Genomic DNA, 23,439 nt, shown 5'->3' with positions numbered 1-23,439 from the left:
GCATTATGCTGGATTGCTGACAGCCGAAAGCGAAAGTCTTGACAATATGAAACTTACACTCATCGGTGCCGGGCCGGGCGATCCTGACCTGATCACCTTGAAAGGGATTAAAGCATTACAAAAAGCAAAGGTTGTTTTGTATGACTCCCTCGCCCACCCCTCACTTCTGGATTACTGCCCGGAAGACTGCGTTAAGATCCTTGTGGGCAAACGTTTTGGTAAAACAAGTTGTGCACAAGATGAAATTAATGCACTTATCGTAGATAACGCGCTCATTTATGGAGAAGTTGTTCGCCTGAAAGGTGGCGATTCCTTTATTTTCGGGCGAGGTTACGAAGAGATTCTTTACGCTGCCCAACACAATATTGAATCCGAAGTTATTCCCGGCATTTCAAGCAGTTATGCAGCTCCTGCATTGGCTGGCATTCCTTTGACTTCAAGGGGATTGAGTGAAAGCTTTTGGGTCATCACGGGCACAACGAAGAACCATGCATTGTCTGATGACCTTCTTCTGGCTGCTCAGTCGACGGCCACGGTTGTGGTTTTAATGGGCTTGCATAAGTTGCAGGAGATCGTGGACATTTACGCAGCGCTGGACAAGCTGGACGAATCCATTTCCATCATTCAGAACGGGACATTGGAAAATCAGAAAGTTGTGACAGGAAAAATCAGCAACATTGCCACACTGGCTCAGGTGAGCGAGATCGCATCGCCGGCAATCATCGTCATTGGAAAAGTTGCCGCACTACCAGATTTGAGCTATAAGCACATTGGGCAGATGATTCAGCAAGGAAGATCGGTTGCCACTGAAGTAAATTAGAGCAGGCTCAAAATCCAATTGATATCGATCAAGTTCTCCTTTCCACGGAATTCAAGAAAGTAAATGATGCCTGCCAACACCGCATAGCTGATAAACAGCCACTTTTTCTTCATTTCATACTGGTTGTGGTGATGAAAATAATCGTATACCATAGAAGCAGTAAATCCAAAGATCATCAGCACGAAAGAAATCAACCCGCAATCCTGACGGTAATGCATAAATGTCCGCAATGCAGGTGCTCCTAAAATGAGATACATCAGCCACATGCCAAACCCCACCCTGTACAAATACATGCTCAGACGCCGATCGTTCTTGATGTCAAATATTCCTTCCAAGATGTCGTTATTTATTGGATTGAAAGAGTGAATTTAAGAATTTACACCTTTAAAAACCAGTATTTCGTATAGATATAATATATACGTATCATTGCAAAAAATATTTGCATGCACATTTTAGTTTCAAAGTTTCTTTTTTTAATACTAAATCAAGTTTCAAAACTTTCCTGGAAGAACGCTTTCCGGCTTTCTGATTTTCTTCGCTGGTCTATTTTCACGCTTGGCGGCTATCGGAAAAATGTAATCCGCCAAAATCTTAGAAATAGTTTCCCGGATAAAAGTGATGCCGAGCTCTCGTGCATTGCCAAGGATTTTCAACTCCATTTTACAGACCTGATCGTCGAGACCATTAAGTTTCGTACTGCCAGCCCGGAATGCGTGCGGGAGCGCCTGCAAGGTGATATCAGTATGATGGATGAGCTTTACAATAATAAAACTAACATTATATATCTGATGGGCCACCGCGGCAATTGGGAGCTTGCAAACCTTTTTTCCTCGCTTTGCTTCACCCATGAATGCATTGTGGTGTACAGGCCATTGCAAAACAAAGCCTCTGACCAGTGGTTTCTGGACCTGAGGACAAGATTCGGGGCGAAGCTCGTTCCTATGGATACAATTTTCAAGGAATTACAAAAACCGAGAGAAAAACCTTACGTTGTCGTGCTCGCCAATGATCAGTCACCCAATCCGAAAACCGCTTTCTGGACAAAATTCCTACACCAGGACACCGGCGTTTTTCGGGGCGTGGAGACCATTGCGAGACGGTACAATCTGACTGTTTTATACGCGGATTTCTGTAAAGTCGCCGACAAAAGAGGTTACTATCACGTGGATATTTCAATCATCACGCAGACTCCAAAAGAGGTTCCAAACAACGCAATTCTTGAAAAACAGCTGCGTATCCTTGAAAAAGACATCAATTTACAGCCTCATAACTGGCTTTGGAGTCACAGGCGGTGGAAACACAAGCGCCCGGATTGCCTGAAACCAGAGCAAACCCTGGCTTGATTATTACTATATTTTCGATCCCTAAGTCTTCGAAAAGTGACATTTCGAGGAACTAAACCTTTTGTGAATTCGGTTTTTTCAATGCATTAGGACTCAACGCAATGAAAAAACTTTCCACCCGACTATTACTGTTCCTTCTGACAGCAATTTCGAGGCTTTCTTGGAAAAAAATATATAAGCTTTCCGATATCTTCCGCTTCCTCATCTTCGACATTGGCCAATACAGAAAGCAGGTCATTTTTGCAAATTTGAGAAACAGCTTCCCGACTTATAACGAAAATACGATAGAATGCATCGCCCGCCGATACTATCAAAATTTCACCGACATTGTCTTTGAAACGATAAAACTGAGATCAATTACAAAGAATGATCTGCTCAGCCGGTTCGAGCTGGAAACCGAATTGCTGGATCATTATTATGCGCAGCAAAAAAGCCTCGTTGTCGTTTCCGGGCATCTGGGAAACTGGGAAATGCTCAACTTATTTGCTTCTGCCAAATTATCCTACCAAATTGTGGTCGTTTACCACGAGCTGGCCAATGAAATTTTTGAGGATTGGTTTAAAAAAGTGAGGACGAAATTCGGGACCGAAATGATCCCGATGAAAGACGCGATGGTCCGTGCGATGGCGCCGAGGGAGAAGCCGTTTCTGTTTGTGTTGGTGAATGATCAATCGCCAAGTCCGGATAAGGCTTACTGGACTAATTTTCTGAACCAGGACACCGGAATTTTTCGGGGCGGCGAGTTGATCGCCAAACGACTGAATGTGCCGGTATTATACATGGGCATTTTACGTGACGAACAAAAAAGGGGTTTTTACCGCTCCTATTTTAAATTAATCACCGAAAATCCGAAGAAAGAACCAGCCAACAAGATCCTCCAGAGCCAGATTGAATACCTGGAAAAAGACATTAAACGCCAGCCCGATAACTGGCTATGGAGCCACAAAAGGTGGAAACATACAAGGCCGCAAAACCTGCTGCCCTTTCAATTACGACAAGAAATAAAAAGTGAATAAACCCGTAAAAGTCCTTATCCTGCGTTTCTCGTCCATTGGTGACATTGTGCTTACCACGCCGGTGATAAGGTGTTTGAAACAACAGATTAATGCTGAAATTCACTATTTTACCAAATCAAAATTCCAGTTCCTGCTTGCCGACAATCCCTATGTAGACAAAATATGGCTGCTGGATAAGGACATTAATCCGGTCCTCACACAACTCAAAGCAGAACATTTCGATTACATTATTGACCTCCACGCCAACATCAGAACGCTGCGCATTAAGGTTGCGCTGGGCGTTAAAGCATTCAGTTTTGATAAATTAAATGCGCTGAAATGGCTCCTGACGACATTCAAGGTCGATTATCTGCCTAACATCCACATTGTAGACCGCTATATGGAGACATTGCATGTTTTCCAGGTAACAAGTGACGGTCAGGGACTCGACTATTTCATTCCATATAAGGATAATGTGGAAACCAGCTGGCTTCCGCCAACGCATCGGCAGGCATTTGTCGCCTACGCCATCGGAGGACAGCATAACACGAAAAAGCTGCCTGTGCCCAGAATGATAGAACTTTGCAGGAAAATCAATTTCCCTATCGTTTTATTGGGCGGAAAAGAAGATTTTGATGCGGGTGAAGCCATTCGGACTGCTATCGGCGACGATCTGATCCTGAACACTTGCGGAAAATACAATTTCAATCAATCCGCCTCGCTGGTGCAAAAATCGCTGATCGTGTTTTCGCATGATACGGGCCTTATGCACGTTGCGTCGGCATTTAAAAAGAAAGTGTATTCGATCTGGGGAAATACCATTCCGGGTTTTGGCATGTATCCTTATAAAACAGCTTTTGAAGTGCTCGAAAATAATAACCTCAAATGCAGGCCATGTTCCAAGATCGGATATAAAGCGTGTCCGCAAAAACATTTTAAATGCATGAACGAGCTTTCCTTTGACTTTCCCATCAAAGAACTACCGGAGGACAAATAGTGTTAAAATTGCTGAACATCAAGATCACAAACGACCATTCATGAATAAGAAAGTAAATATTGGCATTGTCCAAATGAGCTGCACGGAAGACATTGAGGCGAATTTTCAAAAAGCCGTTCAGGGAATCCGTGACGCAGCAGCGAAGGGCGCCAACATTGTATGTCTTCAAGAACTTTTCCGTTCGCTGTATTTCTGTGACGTGGAAGATCACACCAATTTCCAGCTTGCAGAACCCATTCCCGGGCCCTCTACGGAGTCGTTAAGTGCACTGGCAAAGGAACTGGGCGTTGTGATCATTGCGTCACTTTTTGAAAAACGCGCACATGGTCTTTACCATAATACAACAGCGGTGCTGGACGCCGACGGTGCTTACTTAGGCAAATACCGCAAAATGCACATTCCCGACGATCCGGGTTATTACGAAAAATTTTACTTCACTCCGGGTGATGCCGCAACGGGTGAATCTGCGGGCGAAGCCGGCGATAAAGATGGTTACCGGGTTTTTGATACAAAATTTGCCAAAATCGGGGTGTTAATCTGCTGGGATCAATGGTACCCGGAAGCAGCACGCATTACAAGTCTGATGGGCGCCGAAATCCTTTTTTACCCCACTGCCATCGGCTGGGATACGAATGAAACGGACCCGGTCATTAATGAAGAGCAATATGGCGCGTGGCAAACCATTCAACGCGGGCATGCAGTTGCCAATGGCGTTTACGTCGTTTCCGTGAACCGGACAGGACGCGAAGCAGACCAGCAGTTCTGGGGCGGATCGTTCATCGCCAACCCTCAGGGCCGCCTACTCTATCTCGCGCCGCACGAGGACGAAGTGACACACGTAGAAGAACTTGACCTGCAAAAGCTTGATTTTTACAGAACGACCTGGCCGTTTCTGAGAGACCGCCGGATTGATTCCTACAAGCCAATTCTCAAACGCTACATTGATTAGTACTAGATAGAAATATAATTATTCTTAGTTTACAGATGTTTACAAAAAAGAGGGTTCCCGCAATGGAGTCCTCTTTTTTACTTTTTGCATTTTGAGCGAAAACAGGTTGAATAATTGACTTATGTAACCGATATTTTATTTAAAAAGCAAATTTTACGTATATAATCATCTCAATTTTAGCCAATTAATTGACAGATTTGAAATTTTAAGTCTATCGAACGCATAGAGATTCTGTCAAAACGGGAAATTTAAATTATTTATAAAATTATTACCAAAACATTTTATAAACATTTTAAATGACCAATTTTAATTGCAAAAAACTTCAATTTTTCGGTTTATTCTCTTGCATTATTTCACATTGTCAGTATATTTGACAAGTCGTTAAACGAATGACTGAACTTCTGAATACAAGATATATTCCAGCCGCACATGAATATATCTGACTGTATCAGGGGGAACATTTACCAAGGCCGATTATCTCTCAAAGATTTATCCGGCATGTTCTGACCTGATACAATATAATTTTTTTAATACAGGGTTTACCAAGAACACCGTGGACAGGCAAAATGTCGACGCAGGGATTTTTTTGTCTTTGCCTAAACTTTGAAATACTGTCTGTCCTCGATTTAAGAGGGTATTGCTTTCCGGAAAAGCAGTTTTGCAAGCTTATGGCTGTGTTGTTCTGTCCACGCGAAAGTGTGTGCGGCGCACGGCAACGTGGACACCACACAGCCATAACTTTTTTCTCCTCCTATTACTGATACCTAACAACAATTTAACTCATCTTCTCCCATGCGTAAAGTTCTACTCTTATTATTATGGGTCTGTTTGTGTTCTCCGCTTGCTTACGCTCAGGTGCGTCAGATCAGCGGCAAGATATCAGCAGCCGACGATGGTCTCGGACTCGCTGGCGCCTCTATCATATTTAAAGGAACCAACGTAGGTTCAAACGCGGACGCAGACGGAAAATTCAGTTTTTCTGTTCCGGGTGATGGAATTCTTGTAGTTTCTTATGTGGGTTTCCTTATTAAAGAACTACCAATCGGAAACCAGACACAATTCGATATCAAACTTGACGCCGATACACGACAACTTGCCGAGGTGGTAGTTACCGCATTCGGTATTGAACGTGAGAAAAAAGCACTGGGCTACACGGTTCAGGAAGTAAAAGGAAGCTCGTTAACAGAATCAAGGTCTACAAACGTAGCCAACGCATTATCAGGTAAGATCGCAGGCGTACGCGTTCAATCCAATGGTGGCCCGGGCAGCAGCTCGACCATCCAGATCAGGGGTTCTTCTTCTGTTTCAGGCAACAACCAGCCGTTGATCGTTATCGACGGTGTGCCGATGGAACAAACTGCGAACAAGACGCTTGGCGGAGGAATTTCGGAGGTTAACCCGGACAACATTAAAGAAATGTCGGTTCTGAAAGGCCCTAATGCGGCTGCATTGTATGGTTCACGCGCAGCCAACGGGGTTATATTAATTACAACTAAAAACGGACAGGGAACAAAAGGATTGGGTGTTGAAATCAACTCAAACATTACATTCGAACGCCCGTGGATCAAACCTGATTTTCAAAATACATACGGTGGCGGAAGCGGTTACAGGACGTGGTATAACGACGGATGGAGTTCTGCTATCACTGATCCGGCGCAAATCGCACAATACAGAGCTGTTTATGATGCAAGATATCCTCTGGCTGGCTCAGAAGGAACGGATGAAAGCTGGGGAGCGCCTATGGATGGCCGTATGGTGAGACAGTGGTGGACTGGTGACGATGTTGCGCCACTGACTCCTCAGCCTAACAACTGGGAAGAATACTGGCAAACCGGCCGCACGATCACAAACAGTGTGGCGCTTTCAGGCGGTAACGACAAAGGTTATTTCCGATTGGGATTGAGCCGCGTGGATCAGAAAGGGATCATGTATTACAATGATTTCCATAGAAACAACTTCCGTATCAATTCCGGTTATAATCTGACCAAGAACATCAGCGTTACATTGTCCGGTGAGTATATCAAATCAGGCTCGGACAACCGCAGCTATGCAGGCGGACAGGAATTTATCTGGTCACACCGCAGTGTTTCGTGGGACCAACTACGTAACTACGAACAATACAACGATGTGCACAACCAGAAAGTAGGTGATACAGATCCACCAAACTGGCAGCATACATTCTTCACAAACCCTTACTTCTCTCAAAAAATGATGCCTTCCGGCAACGAGAAAGACAGGTTGCTGGGAAACATCGCTTTGAATTACAAAATCCTGCCTTCACTGTCCCTAATGCTCCGCTCGGGAACGGATTACTGGTCTGATACGCGTATCAATGTTACTAACTTCCTTCGCGTTCGTAACGGTACAAGGACACCGGGCCGCTTTAACGAAGAAGTGCTGCGCAGCCAGGAAACAAACACGGATTTCATGCTGACTTATAACAAGAACATTACCAATGATTTTGGATTGAATGTTCAGTTCGGTGGGATTCAGCGCAAAAACTATTACAAGAGAAATTACTTCGCTGTGGGTGAAATGGTTGTGGACGGCTTATATAATGCAGGAAACTCTGTCCCTAGCGCCAACACCATTGAAAGCAAGATCGAGGAATCTGAAACACAAAGCTTGTTTGGAACAGCTAACTTCTCATGGAGAAACGCCCTTTTCCTTGACCTCACTGCCAGAAACGACTGGTCGAGCACATTGCCGGCGAATGCACGTTCTTACTTCTACCCTTCTGCATCAGTAAGCGCTGTATTCACCGAATTGTTGGACCTGAAAAGCAATGTTCTTTCATTTGGAAAACTTCGCGCCAGCTACGCACAGGTGGGTAATGATGCAACTCCTTACCAGCTTGCACAAACATTCACCGCAAGCGGATCATGGAACGGGGCTGTACCAAAATTTGCCGAGAACATTCAGATCGCAAACGCTGATCTGAAACCCGAGATCACAACAGGTCTTGAATTAGGTGCTGACTTGCGTTTCTTCAAAGGAAAAATCGGTTTGGATGTAACCTATTACGATCAGACCACGAAGGATCAGATCCTGGGTGTTGAGATCTCCAAAGCAAGCGGTTATGACAAAAGAATCCTGAACGCAGGAAAGATCACCAACAAAGGGGTTGAAGTAACATTGTCCGGAACACCGGTAAAATTGTCGAATGGATTTAGCTGGGAGGTTTCTGTAAACTACGCTCGTAACCGCAACAAAGTGGTTGAGCTGGCAGAAGGATTGACCACTTACACATTGGCCACGCAAAGAGGAATGTCCTCAGAAGCACGCGTAGGAGAAGCTTATGGAACATTCTACGGAGTTGGTTTCCAGAAATCACCGGACGGACAAATTGTTTACGGAGCTAACGGCTTACCTGTTACTGTATCAAACCAAAAGCTGGGTAATGTGCAGCCTGACTTCATCGGTGGCGTGCTTAACACATTGAACTACAAAGGATTCTCACTAAGCGCTTTGGTTGATCTTCGCATCGGCGGGGACATTTATGACGAAGGAACGGGAACTGCCCGCTGGACTGGTCAATATGCAGAAACAGCTTTGGGCCGCGAGGAAGGTGTAATCGGAAAAGGAGTGCGCGAGCTCACAGGAGCGGACGGAACCAAATCGTACATTCCAAATGACGTCATCGTAACGGCAAACCAGCTTTACGGTTACAGCAACCCCAGAAACTATCACGAGTCAGCGATTTTCGATGCGAGTTATGTGAAGCTTCGCGAAGTGTCACTGGGTTACAGCATTAGTCCTTCATTCCTGAAAAAGGTCAAAATCCAGTCTGCAAAACTTTCAGTAGTAGGACGCAATGTGTGGATGATCTTCAAAAACACGCCGCATATCGATCCTGAAATTGATGCAAAAGGAGGAAACGGACAAGGTTTCGGTTACGGCGAGCTGCCTAGCTCACGCAGCGTAGGTATGAACCTGTCATTGTCATTCTGATCAAGTCATCCAGTTTACTGACCTTAAAGATTCTTCAAAATGAAAAATATATTAAATCATAAAACCATTTGGATGACGGCGCTTGCAGGAATTCTGACTGCATCAAGCTGCACCAAAGATTTTGATGACATGAATACGAGTCCGAACAGCCCCACGGCCATCGGTCCTCAGTATCTGCTTCCTACGGGCATTGAAACAGCCATCGACCGTTACTGGGGACACCGGACCCGTTTCGAGCGCATTAACATTGACGCGGCTGAATTGTACGTACAGCATTTGACCCGTAACATTTATTCCAATGAAGGTGATGACTACACCGTTTCCCCTGCATTGGTTGCTAATAACTGGAAGGGTTTCTACAACGATTCCCAGCTGAACTTCCAACGCATCATTTCGATGACCGGCGAGGGAGCTGCAACTCCGAATTCTAATTACGAAGGCGTTGCATTGGTCATGCGGACATGGGTTTTCTCCTTACTAACAGACCTTTACGGAGCCATTCCGTACAACGACGCGATCAAAGGGACAGCTGACGCACCGGTTTACACGCCCAAATACGACCCTATGGATGTTGTTTACGCAGGCATGCTGAACGACCTGAAAATGGCGAACGAAAAATTAGTTGTAGGTGGCCCAGCCATTGCGGGCGATATTTTGTATTCAGGTGATATTTTGAAATGGAAAAAATTCGCCAACTCTTTACGCCTTCGCCTGGCCAACCGCCAGGCTGCCAAGAAACCTGCCGAATCCAAAGCCATCATGGCCGAGATCGTGGGTGACGCTGCCAAGTTCCCGATTTTCACAAGCAATGCAGACAATGCACAGCTGAATTGCACAGCCGTTTTGCCAAGCAATAATGAGTGGAATCAGGTAATGAAACAAGATGGCCGGACGGACTGGAACATTAGCAAAACACTGGCTGACAAAATGAATGCACTGGACGACAGCCGCATCACCAAATATGCCAATGTAAATAAAGACGGTAAATACGAAGGCCACCCAAATGGCTTGCCCGATGCGATCGCAACGACGTATCTGGCCACAAGCTCAACGATCGGCGACGCATTCACGAAGCCGGAATCGCCGGAAGTGATCATGACTTTCGCAGAACTGAACTTCATCCTTGCTGAGGCAGCATTGGACGGAGAGATCACAGGAAGCGCAAAAACTTACTTTGACGCTGGTATAGCCGCTTCATTTGCACAATATGGTCTAACGCCTCCTGCCTCATTCGTTACCAAACTCGGAGCAGTAACCAGAGAAAAAGTTTTGGAGCAAAAATGGGTGGCATTATTTGGTCAGGGAGTGGAAGCCTGGGCAGAATGGCGCAGAACTGGTTTTCCTGTCTTCCCCGCGGTTGATCCACGCGCAGTCTTGCAGAATGGAGGCATCCTGCCAACCCGTTTCCCTTACCCCAACTCGGAATATTCATTGAATGCCGAAGCTGTGAAAGCAGGAGAAGGTTTGAACGGGGGTCCTAACGACATGAAAACCAAGTTGTGGTGGGCCGAAAAGTAAGCAGGTAATCATTTCCATATTTATCAAGAATCGAGATTATGAAAAATATCAAAACATACTTTCCCGCACTTTGCCTCGCAGTTGCACTTTCCCTCGGAATGGCGTCCTGCAAAGAAGAAGACCCATTCCTGGACGTGGATGTAGCACCAGTACTGGTTGATATCGTCGGTGCGGCATTTGGTGCACCCATTGCGAGTGAACCAACAGTGGGTTACCAGGCAACGGCCCCAAAACTTACGCTTTCGGCCAGGTTACTGGAACTGGATAAGACCAACATTCTGGATAATACCAAGGGCATTGATTCCATCCCCGTTCCTAATGTTGCGATCAAAATCACATTGCGTACAGGAGCCGTTCTGGGCGAAGTGACATCCAATGCACAAGGCCTGGTAACGATCGATAAAACCTGGGCAGAGCTGGGCGTTGCAGCACCAAAAGCGGGTGCCGTAACCAAGATCTCCTGGACGGGAACGTACAAGGGAATTGCGTTCACAAGATACTCGCAGGTACAAGCTAACTAGCTGAAAAACAAGCCTGCTATGATATAGTAGGTTTGTTTATTTTGTATATTGTATCGAGAACTTTACCACAAATATTTATCGTCACATATTACTAAACAATACAACAATGACTCAAAAAATGGACCGTCGAAATCTGTTAAAATCCGGTTTAATGGCAATCGGAGGAATGACTTTGGCACCTCATCTTAGCATGGGCGCTTTTGCGAATGCACCCCTTAGCCTGGATCCTGAAAACCGTATTTTCCGCAGCCCAATGGTAAGGGAACATTTCCTTCCAAACGACTTCAAAGCGCCTAAGATCATTGCGAAACTAAACTCCAATGAAAATCCTTACGGCCCGCCGATGTCTGCACAAAAAGCCGTTGCGGATTCTGTTAAAAACGGAAACCGTTATGCATGGAAAGAAATGTATGACCTGATCGACAAAATAGCGAAAAAAGAAGGTGTTACTGCCGACCACATTATGATGGGTCCGGGCTCATCGGATCTTTTGGAAAAAGTGGCTTTGGTAACATTCATGAATGGCAAAGGAAACATTGTTTCGGCCGATCCTTGTTATATGTCCCTGGTGCAAGTTGCCAAATCCGTAGGTGCAACCTGGAAACCGGTTCCTTGCACAGCTGACTGGTCACACGACTTGAAAGCCATGGAAGCTGCCATCGACAGCGAAACAAAACTGGTTTACGTTTGTAACCCAAACAACCCAACCGGTGCTATCACAAAAGGACAGGATCTGTTGGATTTCTGCTCACGTGTTTCTGAAAAAGTGCCTGTATTCGTTGACGAAGCTTACATTGAGCTGGCTGTTGGCGCCGACACACAGAGCATGGTTTCGCTATTGACACAAAAGAAAAATGTAATCGTTGCCCGTACTTTCTCCAAAATCATGGGAATGGCTGGTATCCGCGTTGGTTACATGGTTGCGCTTCCTACTTACCTGGCAAGCATCAATAAGATCACACGTGGCGGAATGGGCATTTCCTATACTTCTATCTTCGCAGCATCTGCAAGTCTGGACGACAATCAATTCCAGGATACCACGCGCAAGCTGAACCACGAAGCGAAACTTTATCTATACGAAAACCTGGACAAACTGGGATACAAATACATTCCGTCTTATACCAACTTCGTACTGTTCCCGATCAGCATTACAGGTAAGGAACTCCTGACCAAAATGAGCGATAAAGGCGTTGCCGTGCGGTCATTTGATATCCAAAACAAACCATGGTGCCGTGTCAGTATCGGAACAATGGACGAAATGAAAGCATTTGTTGGTGCGCTTAACCAGCTGAGTTAACATTGTGCACTTGCCTTCGACTCCGCTCAGGCTGACAGAACAAGCTTAATGCTCAGGCTGACAGAACAGGCTTAATGCCTAGACTGACGGCTCTGATGTACCCTGCCCGCTCACAAGCGGCCTGTCACCCTGAGCGTAGCCGAAGGGCCACTCCTATAAAATATTCAAGAACCCAACCTACCCTCTTAAATCTTCATTGTACCCATTGACCATTCAAATTTCTTTTGATCATGAGTGATGCATTGCAAAAGACCATAACACTCTTATTACTAATTGGTTTGGGGCTTCTTCTCAAATCCAAATTCAAAAACAAAGACCAGACAAACGGGATTAAGGAGATCATTCTGTCCGTTGCATTGCCTTCGACGATCTTTATTTCTCTGATGAAGATTGATATAGATTCGTCCATGATCATCATTCCGGTGGTGACGCTGGTTTTCAACTTTTTGATGTTCTTCTCCGCGCCGCTTGCATTCTCATTGTTTGGTATTGAAAAAAACAGCCCGACAGGAAGGACCATGATGATGCTTATCCCATCGCTTGCGCCGGGCCTATCCTGTTTCCCGTTTATTGCAGAATTTTTAGGTGAAAAAAGCCTGGCTATTGCAGCGCTGGCGGATGTGGGTAACAAGTTTTTTGTACTGATTTCATTGTACATTCTTGCGATGAATATGTTCCTTAAAAACAGCGATGATAAGGAAACGAAAATGGGCGGAAAACTGAAAAGCCTGTTTGCCAGCATGTTTCAGGAGCCTATTAATATCCTGATTTTCCTCGCGATCATCCTTCTGAGTGTAGGAATCAATTACAATAGCTTACCATTTGTTGTAACAGAAATATTCGATAAAACCAGCGCTATGATGACGCCGCTCGTGCTGCTATTCATTGGATTGGCCGTTCAGCTTAAAGAAGGCAAAAAACGCATTGTAGCCAGCATTTTGTTCTTCCGCGCAGGCATTACCATGATCATCAGCGCCGGAATGATCTACGTGCTGCATATCACGGACCTTTCCATGATCTTGCTGGCGATCGTTATTCCGCTGAGCGCAGCTAGTTTCTGGCCATTGGCGCACATTTCAGCATTCAACTTGCGGGAAGATGCCAAAGGTCTGCCGAAGGAAAAAAGAACATTTGACCTGGAACTGGCTGTGTTGCTGCTGGCATTTTCATTGCCATTTTCCACCATCCTGATCCTCGCTATTCTTTCATCAGGTTCGTTTTTCGCGCATACATCTACGCTGCTGACGAGCGGGATGATATTTATTGTCCTGGGCGCGGTCCCAAACGCTTTAAGTAAGGTGTTTGTAAAAGTGTCCAAAGCCTGATTTTCAAATCAAAACCACATTTATGCACAAGTTCGCAATATCGTCTGTCCTAACCCTCTTTTCATTCAATCTGATTGCCCAAACCGACATTCCGGCTACCGACAATGTCAAATCAGAACTAACCATTAAAGTGTCCAGGAAGACCAAAAGACATCGCTATTTTTCCGACAACGCGCCGGTTACCATGGCCGACGGAAGCGTGAAATCGATTGCGGATATAAAAGTGGGTGAGCATGTAAAAACCTGCAAAGGCGGAAAAAGCGTGGCTACGCAGGTAAAACAAATTGATGTGTATAACAAACCTGACTTTTCACTTACTGCTATTTATTTGCGTCCCGTCGACGGAATCGCCAATTACGACCCCAAAATGATCCCCGCTCTCCTGCTGGAAGCAACGCCTAACCACCGCGTGCAGACCAACAGAGGGAAAAAACGCTTGAAAAAACTGGGCAAAAACGACATTCTCTATCATTATGAGCCTGCTACGGGCATAGTTTCGTCCTGGAAAGTAGGCGCTGTGAAGGAAAATGCAAGGTTCGTTTCAAAGGCCTATAACCTTGAAACGGAGGACGGCACTTATCTGGTAGACAATGTAATGGTTGCGCAATAACATTATTTACTCAATTTTCTTTGGCGGGATGCAGGTAACTGCGTCCCGTTTTTATTTATACATTACGGCTTTGCAATTGCCAGTCAGCAAAACCTTTCCGACCTTTGCCTTAGCAAAAAGTTTTAATTGTGCCTTATATCAACACTTCATTGACTCCGAAAGAACTAGGTTTCAGCTTCCCAGCCGAGTGGTTCCCGCATCGGGCCACCTGGCTTACATTTCCACATAACGAAGCTTCATGGCAGGGTGAACGGCTTGCTAAGATGCTTCCGCAGTATCTGGCCTTCATTAAAGCCATCAGCCAGGGAGAGCATGTCGGTATTATAGCCAATGATCCAAATCTGAAAGATTTCATTTTAAAAAAGCTGGAATCGACCGGTGTAGATCTTTCTAAAATTGAATTTGTAATAAAACCAACAAACGATGCCTGGTGCAGAGATCACGGGCCTTGCTTTGTCATCAATGAAAAAACAAAGGAAAAAGCGATCGTGAATTGGGGTCATAATGCATGGGGAGGCAAATATCCGCCCTATGACGCCGATAACCGCACGCCTACTGCCGTTGCGGAACATCTTAACCTGATGGTTTTCAACCCCGGGATCATTATGGAAGGTGGCGCAGTGGAATTCAACGGAGCAGGAAGCTTGCTGACCAGCAAATCGTGCCTACTAAACCTGAATAGGAATCCGCATTTAAATCAGGACCGGATCGAGGAAATCCTTTGTCAATATTATGGGATCCAGCAGGTTCTGTGGGTAGAAGGCGGCATAGTTGGCGACGATACAGACGGCCACATTGATGACACCACGCGCTTTATCAATGAAGACACTGTCATCGCCTGCGTTGAACATGACCCTAATGATGAGAATTTTGAAATACTGCAAACCAATCTGCAAATGCTGAAAAGCATGCGCCTGGTTAATGGTAAGCAATTGAATATCATCGAGATCCCGATGCCGAAAGCCGTCATTATAGACAATTTCCGCACGCCGGGTTCTTATGCTAATTTCCTGATCTGTAATGCAGGCGTTATTACACCCGTTTTCAATAATCCCAATGACCAGATTGCAATCGACATTCTTGAAAAAGCATTTCCAGAGAGGAAGATCATTCCGCTCGAGGCTACTGAGATCATCTGGGGGCAAGGGAGTTTTCACTGTCTGAGCCAGCAGGAGCCGTTGGTTTAATTATTCGCCAAATCCGCCCAATCTTCTGGCTCGTGTAGAAACACATTGTAATCCACGAACCCACGAATCCCATCCGCCCAGCCTTTTTCGCTGTGTTGCCAGAAGAGGACGTGTGCATCAGAAGCCAGGTCGTCCAGGTGCGTGCGGGAGTAACCGGCCAGCCAAAGGGGATATTCGTCGAAGTTTCCGGCAATGTATTTTTTGTAAAAATATTCATTGACGTAAATGATTGGCTTTACGCCGTAATGTGCTTCAATTTGTTCCAGCCAGTTTTTTACGCCTTTTATAATAATGTCGTCCGGCTTGCTGGCGTGGGTTTCCAGATCCAGGACCGGTGGCAGATCGCCCGGCTCCATCCGCACTTGTCCGATGAAGTTTTGCACCTGCCTGTCTGACATCACCCTTGGATTGTAAAAATGATAAGCGCCCCGACGCATCCCTACCCGCTTTGCCTCGGCCCAGTTCCGCTTAAATTGTCTGTCGAGATGCGTGGCGCCTTCGGTGGCCTTCATGTAGACAAAATCAATCCCGACATTCTCCGAACGTGTTTTTTTCAGCTTATCCCAATTGATCTTTGCATTGTGGTGCGAGACGTCGATGCCATGAATGGCGTAGCGGAGCGGCAATTTGATCCCAAACTTGGCGATGAATTCCCATTGATTAACGTCTTTCTTATCCCTCCACCAAATGAGGGCGCCAATAAACAGAATCAACCCGGCTATAATCGCCCAGCCTTTTGCAGGCAATGGTTTCAAATACTTTACTTTGGCCGCCGAAGCCCGACCTTTCCTTTTTGCCATACCGTGCAAAAGTACGAAAGATCATTGTTTTAAGTATTCTACCATTCATTTTCCAATTCAACCATCCATGTACTATGTTATGCATAGTACCTTCCATAGCATTATGTTTGTCATGTTCAAACGGAACAAAAGACCAGAACCTTAAACAACTGTTAGCCATGAAAACTTCATTCAAAACCTTAGCATTAGTAATCGCCTTCGTTGCTTCTTTCGCTTTCAATACATTCGCTGACGAAAAAGAAAACAAAAAAGTGACCGGTTTCGGAACTGGCATCTTTGTAAGCAAAAGCCACAAGCTTTTCGTAAGTGTAGATAAATACAATAATGCCAATGCAGTGCTGACGTTGACCGATAAAAGTGGCAAAGCCATTTACCACGAAACGCTTAACAAAAGAGTTGACAAAATAAGAAAGATACTCGATATCAATAACTTACCGGAAGGAAGCTACACTATTGAGATTTTCAGCAACGGTGAACGATACAGCAAAACCATTGAAGTGGCTGAAAAATACACCCAACGCGCGATCAGCCTTCGGTAAGAAGCCAAAATATGAGCCATGAAAAAATAAAAAGTTAGCCAGAAAAATAAAAGAAGGGCCGCTGTTTAAACAACAGCGGCCCTTTTGCATTGATTTATAACCTTATATCAGATCACAACATTTACGATCCGCCTCGGAACGACAATCACCTTTTTGGCATCTTTTCCTTCCATCCAGCGCTGCACGGTTTCATTTGCCAACACTTCCTTCTCGATTTCGGATGCCGGCGTGTCCAATGCGAATGTTAATGATGCCCTTACTTTTCCATTGATCTGAATCGGATATTCAAAAACCGAATCGGTAACGTGCTGTAATTCCCATTTCGGGAAAGCTGCTTTTGACACCATTCCTTTTTCATTGCCCAACAGATCCCACAACTCCTCGCTGATATGGGGCGCATATGGGGAAAGTAAAACGACAAGCTCCTGTAAAACAGCTTTGCTCTGACATTTCACAGCACCCAACTCATTGACACACACCATAAAAGCACTTACTGCGGTGTTAAAGGAGAAGTTTTCAATGTCTTCTTCAATTTTTTTGATGGTCTTATGCAAAATTTTCAACTCTTCCGGTTTAGCCGGAACGTCCTTCACCATCCATTGTCCTGCATCATTATAGAACAACCGCCACAGCTTGCGGATAAAACGATATGTTCCGTCTATCCCATTGGTATTCCAGGGCTTAGCCTGCTCCAACGGCCCTAAAAACATTTCATACAAACGCAATGTGTCTGCTCCGTAACGCTCCACAATGTCGTCCGGATTTACCACGTTGAACTTGGATTTCGACATTTTCTCCACCTCCACACCGCACACATATTTGCCATCCTCCAAGATGAATGTCGGGTTCTCCCCAACAATGTCACGGCGGGTTGCCTTGAATTTCTCTACGTCCAAAACATCATTCTCAACGATATTCACATCCACATGCAATGCAGAAACGTCATATTGCGCACGCAGTCCGGCACTTACAAAAACGGGACTGCTGTAATCATCGCCTTTTACCCGATAAACAAAATTGCTGCGACCCTGGATCATTCCCTGGTTGATCAGCTTTTTGAATGGCTCCTCTTCCGGTACAAATCCACGGTCTTTCAGGAATTTGTTCCAGAAACGGCTGTACAACAAATGTCCGGTTGCGTGCTCGGTTCCGCCAATGTATAAATCCACGTCGCGCCAGTAATCGATCGATTCTTTCGAAGCGAACTCTTCCTGGTTTTTCGGGTCCATATAGCGATACCAATACCAGCTGCTTCCCGCCCATCCCGGCATTGTGCTCAGTTCGTAGCCATTGCCGGAACCATGCGCCCAATCCTGTGCACGGCCCAACGGCGGCTCGCCGTTTTCTGTCGGCAGATATTTGTCAACCTCAGGCAAGTTTAATGGCAATTCGTTTTCTCCCAATAAGTAAGGAAGCGGTTGCCCGGTGCTGTCATTTTTATAAAAAACAGGCACAGGCTCGCCCCAGTAACGCTGACGGCTGAAAACGGCATCACGCAGTCGATAGTTGATTTTGCCTTTTCCAATGCCTTTTTCTTCAAGCCAGTTGATCAAAACTTTATTGGCTTCGTGAAAAGTCAAGCCATTGATCATGCCTGAATTGATATAATGACCATCCTTGGTCGAATCTGCTTGTGTTTCCGTTTCTTTTTGTGAATCCAGAATGGGAATGATCGGCAAATTGAAATGCTGCGCAAAATTCCAGTCGCGCTGGTCACCGGACGGAACCGCCATCACAGCGCCTGTTCCATAACCTGCCAACACATAATCGGCTATATAAACAGGGATTTTTTCATCGTTAAAAGGATTTACAGCATAAGCACCCGTGAATGCGCCCGAAACCGTTTTTACATCGGACATCCGGTCGCGCTCCGATTTTTTCTTTGTTGAAGCGATATACACGTCAATATCGCCGCGCTGCTCGGGCGTTGTAATCATATCAACAAGCTCGTGTTCAGGCGCTAACACCATAAATGTGACGCCATAGATCGTATCCACGCGGGTTGTAAACACCTCGATCACATTATCATGCCCATCAATGTCGAATTTCACCAACGCGCCCACCGATCTTCCGATCCAGTTGCGCTGCTGTTCTTTCAGTGATTCGGTCCAGTCAATTGTGTCCAATCCGTCGATTAACCGCTGGGCGTAGGCCGTAATGCGCATCATCCACTGGCGCATTAATTTTTGGACAACGGGAAATCCGCCACGCTCTGAAACGCCATCCTTCACCTCATCATTGGAAAGCACCGAACCCAGTCCCGCGCACCAGTTTACCGTTGCGTCCGCCACATAGGTAAGCCTGTATTTCAATGTCAACTTGTACTGGTCCTCTTCTGACCAGCTGCTCCATTCTTGTGCTGTGAAAATCGGCGTATCCTCATCACAAGGTGCATTAACGCCTTTGTTTCCGCTTTTTTCAAAGATGGAAATCAAAGATTCAATCGGCTCAGCCTTACTGGAATCGTTGTTATACCAGCTCTTGAAAAGCTCGATGAAGATCCATTGTGTCCATTTATAATAATTTGGGTCAGAAGTACGCACTTCGCGTTTCCAGTCGTAGCTGAAACCCAGATTTTTTAATTGCTCAATGTAGCGGGTAATGTTCTGTTCCGTCGTGATGGCGGGATGCTGCCCGGTCTGGATTGCGTATTGTTCGGCGGGAAGCCCGAAGCTGTCGAAACCCATCGGATGCAACACGTTAAACCCTTTAAGCCTTTTGTAACGGGAATAAATATCGGATGCAATGTATCCCAGCGGGTGTCCTACATGCAATCCGGCTCCCGAGGGATACGGGAACATGTCCAACACATAATATTTGGGAAGGTCCGATTGGTTTTCAACATTAAATGTGCCGTGGCTTTCCCAATATTGCTGCCATTTCTGCTCTATTTCCCGATGACTATAATCACTCATAACTGTCTCTGTATTTCCTTATTACGATAGTGGCTGGCTCTCTGCCTTGCCAAATTTCAAAACTGACCGCAAAAATAGCGTTTTTGATTGTAATAAGGTTTACCCTACGTCACATTACGTCGCGATCCGCGCGGTTCCCGAATCCTTGTAGAAACTAATTCCCATTTCATACGCAATTGCAGGCCTGGCTTTCGGGCACGCGTTTTTAAGATTTTTTATTAATTCAATTATATCTACTAACCAGAAACCAACATGAAAAATTTTATGATTGCGCTGTGCATGATGACGATAAGCTATGCGGCGTCAGCACAATACGACCCGGCTTTCAGATTCGGGATTAAGGCAGGAGCGAACATGTCCAACATTAATGGCAGCAACGACCTGACCCTTGCATCGGGCAACAACCCGTTCAATTTCAAAGACAACGACAACCGTTCCCTTGGCTTTGCGGGAGGTGTTTTTTTCCGCTTTGGTAAAACATTCTATATCCAGCCTGAGATTTTATTATCCCAAAAGGGAGGTCGTTTCAATGTGTATGAAGACGGCGTGCAGGATTCGAATGGAAAAGTTGATGTTCGCTTCTCAAACCTGGACGTGCCGATCTTGTTTGGGATCAGAGTTGCGAAGTTCTTCCGCATCAATGTGGGCCCTATGGCTTCATTGAGATTGTCGAATAACGGTAAAATCGGTGATTCGTTTGATGTTATTACGGGCGAAAACTCGGCGGAATTCAAAAACCGCCTGGCTTACGGTTACCAGGCCGGTGTTGGCGTTGATTTTGGCAGATTGAGCCTGGATGTGCGTTATGAAGGAAATTTCACAGACATTGTGAAAGTGGAATTTGATAATGCTACAACCGCTTCACAGTTTGGCAAAAAGAGCAATTTGTTCCAGGCGACTCTTGGCTTTGCGATTTTTTGATCCGGAAACCATATGTAATACAAACGGGACTTGCGTGAAAACGAGTCCCGTTTTTTGTTTTTGGGATAATGCCTTTGATTCTGCCCGTGATTTCTACTTTTGCATTTCTTTACCTAAATTGCCTGTATACGAAATCATACATTACAGGCCGATAAAACAGCGCAGTGGCAATAAATACAGATAATGTAAGGTTGGTTTTCGGGTTGAAGCTCAAACAGCTGCGACTGGACAAAGGAATGTCACTCAGCGAACTTTCTCAGAAATCGGGGTTGTCGATTTCGTACATCAACGAAATTGAGAAAGGTAAAAAATATCCGAAATCCGACAAGATCATTGCCCTGGCCTCGGCCATGGATGTAGATTACGATACGCTCGTTTCACTCAAACTCACAAAACGGCTCGAACCCATCTCGGATCTGCTGAGCTCCAATGTGCTCACAGAACTCCCGCTTGAACTTTTTGGAATAGATCCTGCCAACCTGCTCGAAATCCTTTCCGACGCACCGGCCAAGATCAGCGCATTTGTAGGAACATTAATCGAAATTGCACGGAACTACAATATGTCGATTGAGAAGTTCTATTTCTCGGCATTGCGTACGTACCAGGAAATGCACGACAATTATTTTGAGGACATTGAACTCGAAGCAGAGCGTTTTTTGATCGAAAACAATGTTGAAGAAAATCAGATCCTGAATGAAAAAGATCTGGCTGAAATCCTGAGATCCCGCTTTAATTATTCCATTGAAAATATCAATGAAAAGGCCAATCCGGAATTTTCCAGTGTTCGTTCGTTAACGATTACCAATCCAAATGGGAATCGTTTGCTCATGAATAATCACCTTTCGTCGGTGCAGCGGGCATTTATTTTTGGGCGGGAGATTGGTTATTTATATTTAGGTCTGAAAAACAGGTTGCATACCACCGCTTTGGTGGAAGCCGAATCGTTCGAACAGTTGCTCAACAACTTCAAAGCGTCCTATTTTTCGAGTGCGATTATCATTAAGAGAAGCTTGCTTGTGCCCGCAGTCGCTGCGGTTTTTGAACAAAAAATGTGGAAGCCGCAGCAACTCATTGACCTCATCCACAGGTTTAATACAACGCCGGAATCGTTCTGTTACAGGTTAAGCAACATTTTGCCGCGCTACTTCGGCATTAACCAGATCTTTTTCTCCCGTTTCAATAATTTCGTCGGCCAGAATATCTTTGATATGACCAAGGAAATGCACATTTCCCGGAAGCATTATCCGCACACCGTGAAAGACGAACATTATTGCCGCCGCTGGGTCGCATTAACTATTCTGAACGATCTGGGTGATATTATCAGGCGTAAAGAACAGCCTGGAATTCTTTGTAAGGCGCAGAAATCCACTTACCTGGACACGCGTGATGAATATCTGGTGATCAGCTTTGCTTTGCCCATGTCCCCTACTCCTGGCCTGAACGTGAGCGTTTCGATGGGCATTTACCTGGATGCGCCTACACGGGAAAAACTGCAATTTCTGGATGATCCGTTTTTAGTGGCCAGAGAAGTAAACCAAACCTGCGAACGCTGCTCGCTGTTTGACTGCCGGGAAAGGATCGCCGCTCCTACCATCCTGCAAAAACGGCACAAAAACGAAGAATTGAGAAAAGCTTTGAAAAGAATGATCAATTGAAGTCTCAGGAATAGGGGCATTACGTCAGTTAGATGTCTGATACAAAGGAAGGCCGTGCGAATCCGATTAAAGTTGGATTAAAAATTTCTTAGAATTTATTTTCGTAAATCGTACCATCACCTTCCCAACTATCTTTGTTAAATACTTGACACCTCTATTATGCCTGGCACATATGAGTTTGAGGATTTTCTTTTAAAAGTCTCTACTCCGTTTTATCTGTTGCTGATCTGCGTCGAAATTTTCCTGACTTACCGGCCCTCGCACGAACATCATAGTCCACGCGCTTCCTACACTTTCAAAGACAGCTTTACCAATGCGCTGCTAATGCTCCTGAACGGCGGCATCGACCTTTTATTCAGAACTGCATATGTAGGTGTGCTGATCTGGTTCTATAATATGGGCTTTAAAGCGGCCGTTAGTAACCCATTTTTTTACTGGTTCAGCCTGTTCCTTTTGGAAGACCTCGCGTTTTACACTTTGCATTATGTGGATCACCACAGCAGGTTATTCTGGGCTGTGCACGTCACGCACCATTCTTCCGAGCATTTCAATCTGACGACCGGTTTCCGTTCTTCCGTTTTCCAGCCGCTCTATCGTTTTTTTTATTTTATCCCACTGGCGCTTGTTGGGTTTAGTCCTGCGGATATTATCATTATGTACTCGCTCACGCAAATTTACGGCATCATTGTGCACACGGAATACGTGGGCAAACTGGGCTGGCTTGAATATATTTTCGTAACCCCTTCTCATCACCGTGTTCACCACGCCAGCAATGTGCAGTATCTGGACAAAAACATGGGCATGTGCCTGATCATCTGGGACCGCATTTTTGACACATTTCAGGAAGAATTGGAAACCGTTCCGCCCGTTTACGGACTGACCAAACCCATTGAAAACGCAACGCTGGCAAACACCGTATTGCACGAGTGGAAGGAAATAGGAAAGGATTTTAAGCAAAAAACAGACCTCCGTACCAAGCTCAATTATCTGATCAAAGCGCCAGGCTGGTCCCCGGACGGATCCAGAATGACTACGAAAGATTTGCAGAAGATTAATCAGGAGGGAGCAATCAAAAGCCTGTACAACAAGTAAAGTC

19 protein-coding genes are annotated in these 23,439 nt (G+C 45.3%); 16 read left to right on the top strand and 3 right to left on the bottom strand.

The window, feature by feature from the left end; all coding sequences use genetic code 11:
• Positions 1-46: 46 nt before the first annotated feature.
• The gene (gene cobA / locus NFI81_RS25410; protein ID WP_234615612.1) at positions 47-820 is read left to right on the top strand and encodes a uroporphyrinogen-III C-methyltransferase; all 774 of its coding nucleotides are present in this window, start codon (positions 47-49) and stop codon (positions 818-820) included.
• Here the strand turns inward: cobA and NFI81_RS25405 are convergent.
• Positions 817-1,158, bottom strand: a complete 342-nt coding sequence (locus NFI81_RS25405) for a hypothetical protein (RefSeq protein WP_234615697.1) — start codon at positions 1,156-1,158, stop codon at positions 817-819. The two genes, cobA and NFI81_RS25405, sit on opposite strands and share 4 nt — an antisense overlap.
• A 105-nt stretch (positions 1,159-1,263) precedes the next feature.
• On the opposite strand from NFI81_RS25405, the gene NFI81_RS25400 reads away from it, so the two are divergent.
• From NFI81_RS25400 to NFI81_RS25350, 11 genes are all read left to right on the top strand, one after another.
• Entirely contained in the window at positions 1,264-2,163 is a 900-nt protein-coding gene (locus tag NFI81_RS25400) for a lysophospholipid acyltransferase family protein (protein WP_234615613.1), read from the top strand.
• A gap of 101 nt (positions 2,164-2,264) precedes the next feature.
• Positions 2,265-3,179, top strand: a complete 915-nt coding sequence (locus NFI81_RS25395; RefSeq protein WP_234615614.1) for a lysophospholipid acyltransferase family protein — start codon at positions 2,265-2,267, stop codon at positions 3,177-3,179.
• Entirely contained in the window at positions 3,172-4,155 is a 984-nt protein-coding gene (locus NFI81_RS25390) for a glycosyltransferase family 9 protein (protein WP_234615615.1), read from the top strand. Before NFI81_RS25395 ends, NFI81_RS25390 begins: the two co-directional genes overlap by 8 nt.
• 40 nt (positions 4,156-4,195) lie before the next feature.
• Complete coding sequence (locus NFI81_RS25385; protein ID WP_255717595.1) at positions 4,196-5,104, top strand: carbon-nitrogen hydrolase; 909 nt, start codon at positions 4,196-4,198, stop codon at positions 5,102-5,104.
• A 792-nt stretch (positions 5,105-5,896) separates the two neighbouring features.
• Positions 5,897-9,055 (top strand): SusC/RagA family TonB-linked outer membrane protein, encoded by a 3,159-nt coding sequence (locus tag NFI81_RS25380; protein ID WP_234615616.1) that lies wholly within the window; start codon positions 5,897-5,899, stop codon positions 9,053-9,055.
• A gap of 39 nt (positions 9,056-9,094) precedes the next feature.
• The gene (locus NFI81_RS25375) at positions 9,095-10,573 is read left to right on the top strand and encodes a SusD/RagB family nutrient-binding outer membrane lipoprotein (RefSeq protein WP_234615617.1); all 1,479 of its coding nucleotides are present in this window, start codon (positions 9,095-9,097) and stop codon (positions 10,571-10,573) included.
• 38 nt (positions 10,574-10,611) lie between these two features.
• On the top strand, positions 10,612-11,094 hold the full coding sequence (locus tag NFI81_RS25370; RefSeq protein ID WP_234615618.1) for a hypothetical protein: 483 nt from the start codon (positions 10,612-10,614) through the stop codon (positions 11,092-11,094).
• 106 nt (positions 11,095-11,200) lie between these two features.
• On the top strand, positions 11,201-12,391 hold the full coding sequence (locus NFI81_RS25365) for a pyridoxal phosphate-dependent aminotransferase (protein ID WP_234615619.1): 1,191 nt from the start codon (positions 11,201-11,203) through the stop codon (positions 12,389-12,391).
• 230 nt (positions 12,392-12,621) lie between these two features.
• Entirely contained in the window at positions 12,622-13,716 is a 1,095-nt protein-coding gene (locus tag NFI81_RS25360) for an AEC family transporter (protein WP_234615620.1), read from the top strand.
• A gap of 22 nt (positions 13,717-13,738) precedes the next feature.
• Complete coding sequence (locus NFI81_RS25355) at positions 13,739-14,326, top strand: hypothetical protein (RefSeq protein ID WP_234615621.1); 588 nt, start codon at positions 13,739-13,741, stop codon at positions 14,324-14,326.
• 128 nt (positions 14,327-14,454) lie between these two features.
• On the top strand, positions 14,455-15,513 hold the full coding sequence (locus tag NFI81_RS25350; protein ID WP_234615622.1) for an agmatine deiminase family protein: 1,059 nt from the start codon (positions 14,455-14,457) through the stop codon (positions 15,511-15,513).
• Here the strand turns inward: NFI81_RS25350 and NFI81_RS25345 are convergent.
• Positions 15,510-16,313 carry a glycoside hydrolase family 25 protein gene (locus NFI81_RS25345; RefSeq protein ID WP_234615623.1) on the bottom strand — a complete coding sequence of 268 codons (804 nt, stop codon included), beginning with the start codon at positions 16,311-16,313 and terminating at the stop codon, positions 15,510-15,512. The two genes, NFI81_RS25350 and NFI81_RS25345, sit on opposite strands and share 4 nt — an antisense overlap.
• A 158-nt stretch (positions 16,314-16,471) precedes the next feature.
• Here NFI81_RS25345 and NFI81_RS25340 point away from each other — a divergent pair, with 158 nt between their 5' ends.
• A complete protein-coding gene (locus tag NFI81_RS25340) occupies positions 16,472-16,852 on the top strand; it encodes a T9SS type A sorting domain-containing protein (RefSeq protein WP_234615624.1) in 381 nt (126 codons plus the stop codon).
• A gap of 107 nt (positions 16,853-16,959) precedes the next feature.
• On the opposite strand, the gene leuS is transcribed toward NFI81_RS25340, so the two are convergent.
• Positions 16,960-19,767, bottom strand: a complete 2,808-nt coding sequence (gene leuS / locus NFI81_RS25335) for a leucine--tRNA ligase (protein WP_234615625.1) — start codon at positions 19,765-19,767, stop codon at positions 16,960-16,962.
• A gap of 252 nt (positions 19,768-20,019) precedes the next feature.
• Here leuS and NFI81_RS25330 point away from each other — a divergent pair, with 252 nt between their 5' ends.
• The 3 genes from NFI81_RS25330 to NFI81_RS25320 all read left to right on the top strand — a co-directional run bounded on the left by NFI81_RS25330 (position 20,020) and on the right by NFI81_RS25320 (position 23,435).
• Positions 20,020-20,688: a porin family protein gene (locus NFI81_RS25330; RefSeq protein WP_234615626.1), complete on the top strand. Its 669-nt coding sequence runs from the start codon at positions 20,020-20,022 to the stop codon at positions 20,686-20,688.
• Positions 20,689-20,852: 164 nt separating this feature from the next.
• A complete protein-coding gene (locus NFI81_RS25325; RefSeq protein ID WP_234615627.1) occupies positions 20,853-22,343 on the top strand; it encodes a helix-turn-helix domain-containing protein in 1,491 nt (496 codons plus the stop codon).
• Between the two features lie 159 nt (positions 22,344-22,502).
• The gene (locus NFI81_RS25320) at positions 22,503-23,435 is read left to right on the top strand and encodes a sterol desaturase family protein (protein WP_234615628.1); all 933 of its coding nucleotides are present in this window, start codon (positions 22,503-22,505) and stop codon (positions 23,433-23,435) included.
• Positions 23,436-23,439 lie beyond the last annotated feature (4 nt).

Source organism: Dyadobacter fanqingshengii (assembly GCF_023822005.2).
Taxonomy (GTDB): Bacteria; Bacteroidota; Bacteroidia; order Cytophagales; family Spirosomataceae; genus Dyadobacter; species Dyadobacter fanqingshengii.
This window is presented reverse-complemented; position numbering and strand designations above follow the sequence as displayed.

Bases quoted from the DNA above. Each gene is read 5' to 3' on its own strand.
- NFI81_RS25355 (WP_234615621.1), top strand. From the start codon at position 13,739: ATGCACAAGTTCGCAATATCGTCTGTCCTAACCCTCTTTTCATTCAAT.
- NFI81_RS25395 (WP_234615614.1), top strand. From the start codon at position 2,265: ATGAAAAAACTTTCCACCCGACTATTACTGTTCCTTCTGACAGCAATT.
- NFI81_RS25365 (WP_234615619.1), top strand. From the start codon at position 11,201: ATGACTCAAAAAATGGACCGTCGAAATCTGTTAAAATCCGGTTTAATG.
- NFI81_RS25330 (WP_234615626.1), top strand. From the start codon at position 20,020: ATGAAAAATTTTATGATTGCGCTGTGCATGATGACGATAAGCTATGCG.
- cobA (WP_234615612.1), top strand. From the start codon at position 47: ATGAAACTTACACTCATCGGTGCCGGGCCGGGCGATCCTGACCTGATC.
- NFI81_RS25360 (WP_234615620.1), top strand. From the start codon at position 12,622: ATGAGTGATGCATTGCAAAAGACCATAACACTCTTATTACTAATTGGT.
- leuS (WP_234615625.1), bottom strand. From the start codon at position 19,767: ATGAGTGATTATAGTCATCGGGAAATAGAGCAGAAATGGCAGCAATAT.
- NFI81_RS25400 (WP_234615613.1), top strand. From the start codon at position 1,264: ATGCACATTTTAGTTTCAAAGTTTCTTTTTTTAATACTAAATCAAGTT.
- NFI81_RS25370 (WP_234615618.1), top strand. From the start codon at position 10,612: ATGAAAAATATCAAAACATACTTTCCCGCACTTTGCCTCGCAGTTGCA.
- NFI81_RS25345 (WP_234615623.1), bottom strand. From the start codon at position 16,313: ATGGCAAAAAGGAAAGGTCGGGCTTCGGCGGCCAAAGTAAAGTATTTG.
- NFI81_RS25385 (WP_255717595.1), top strand. From the start codon at position 4,196: ATGAATAAGAAAGTAAATATTGGCATTGTCCAAATGAGCTGCACGGAA.
- NFI81_RS25375 (WP_234615617.1), top strand. From the start codon at position 9,095: ATGAAAAATATATTAAATCATAAAACCATTTGGATGACGGCGCTTGCA.
- NFI81_RS25320 (WP_234615628.1), top strand. From the start codon at position 22,503: ATGCCTGGCACATATGAGTTTGAGGATTTTCTTTTAAAAGTCTCTACT.
- NFI81_RS25380 (WP_234615616.1), top strand. From the start codon at position 5,897: ATGCGTAAAGTTCTACTCTTATTATTATGGGTCTGTTTGTGTTCTCCG.
- NFI81_RS25340 (WP_234615624.1), top strand. From the start codon at position 16,472: ATGAAAACTTCATTCAAAACCTTAGCATTAGTAATCGCCTTCGTTGCT.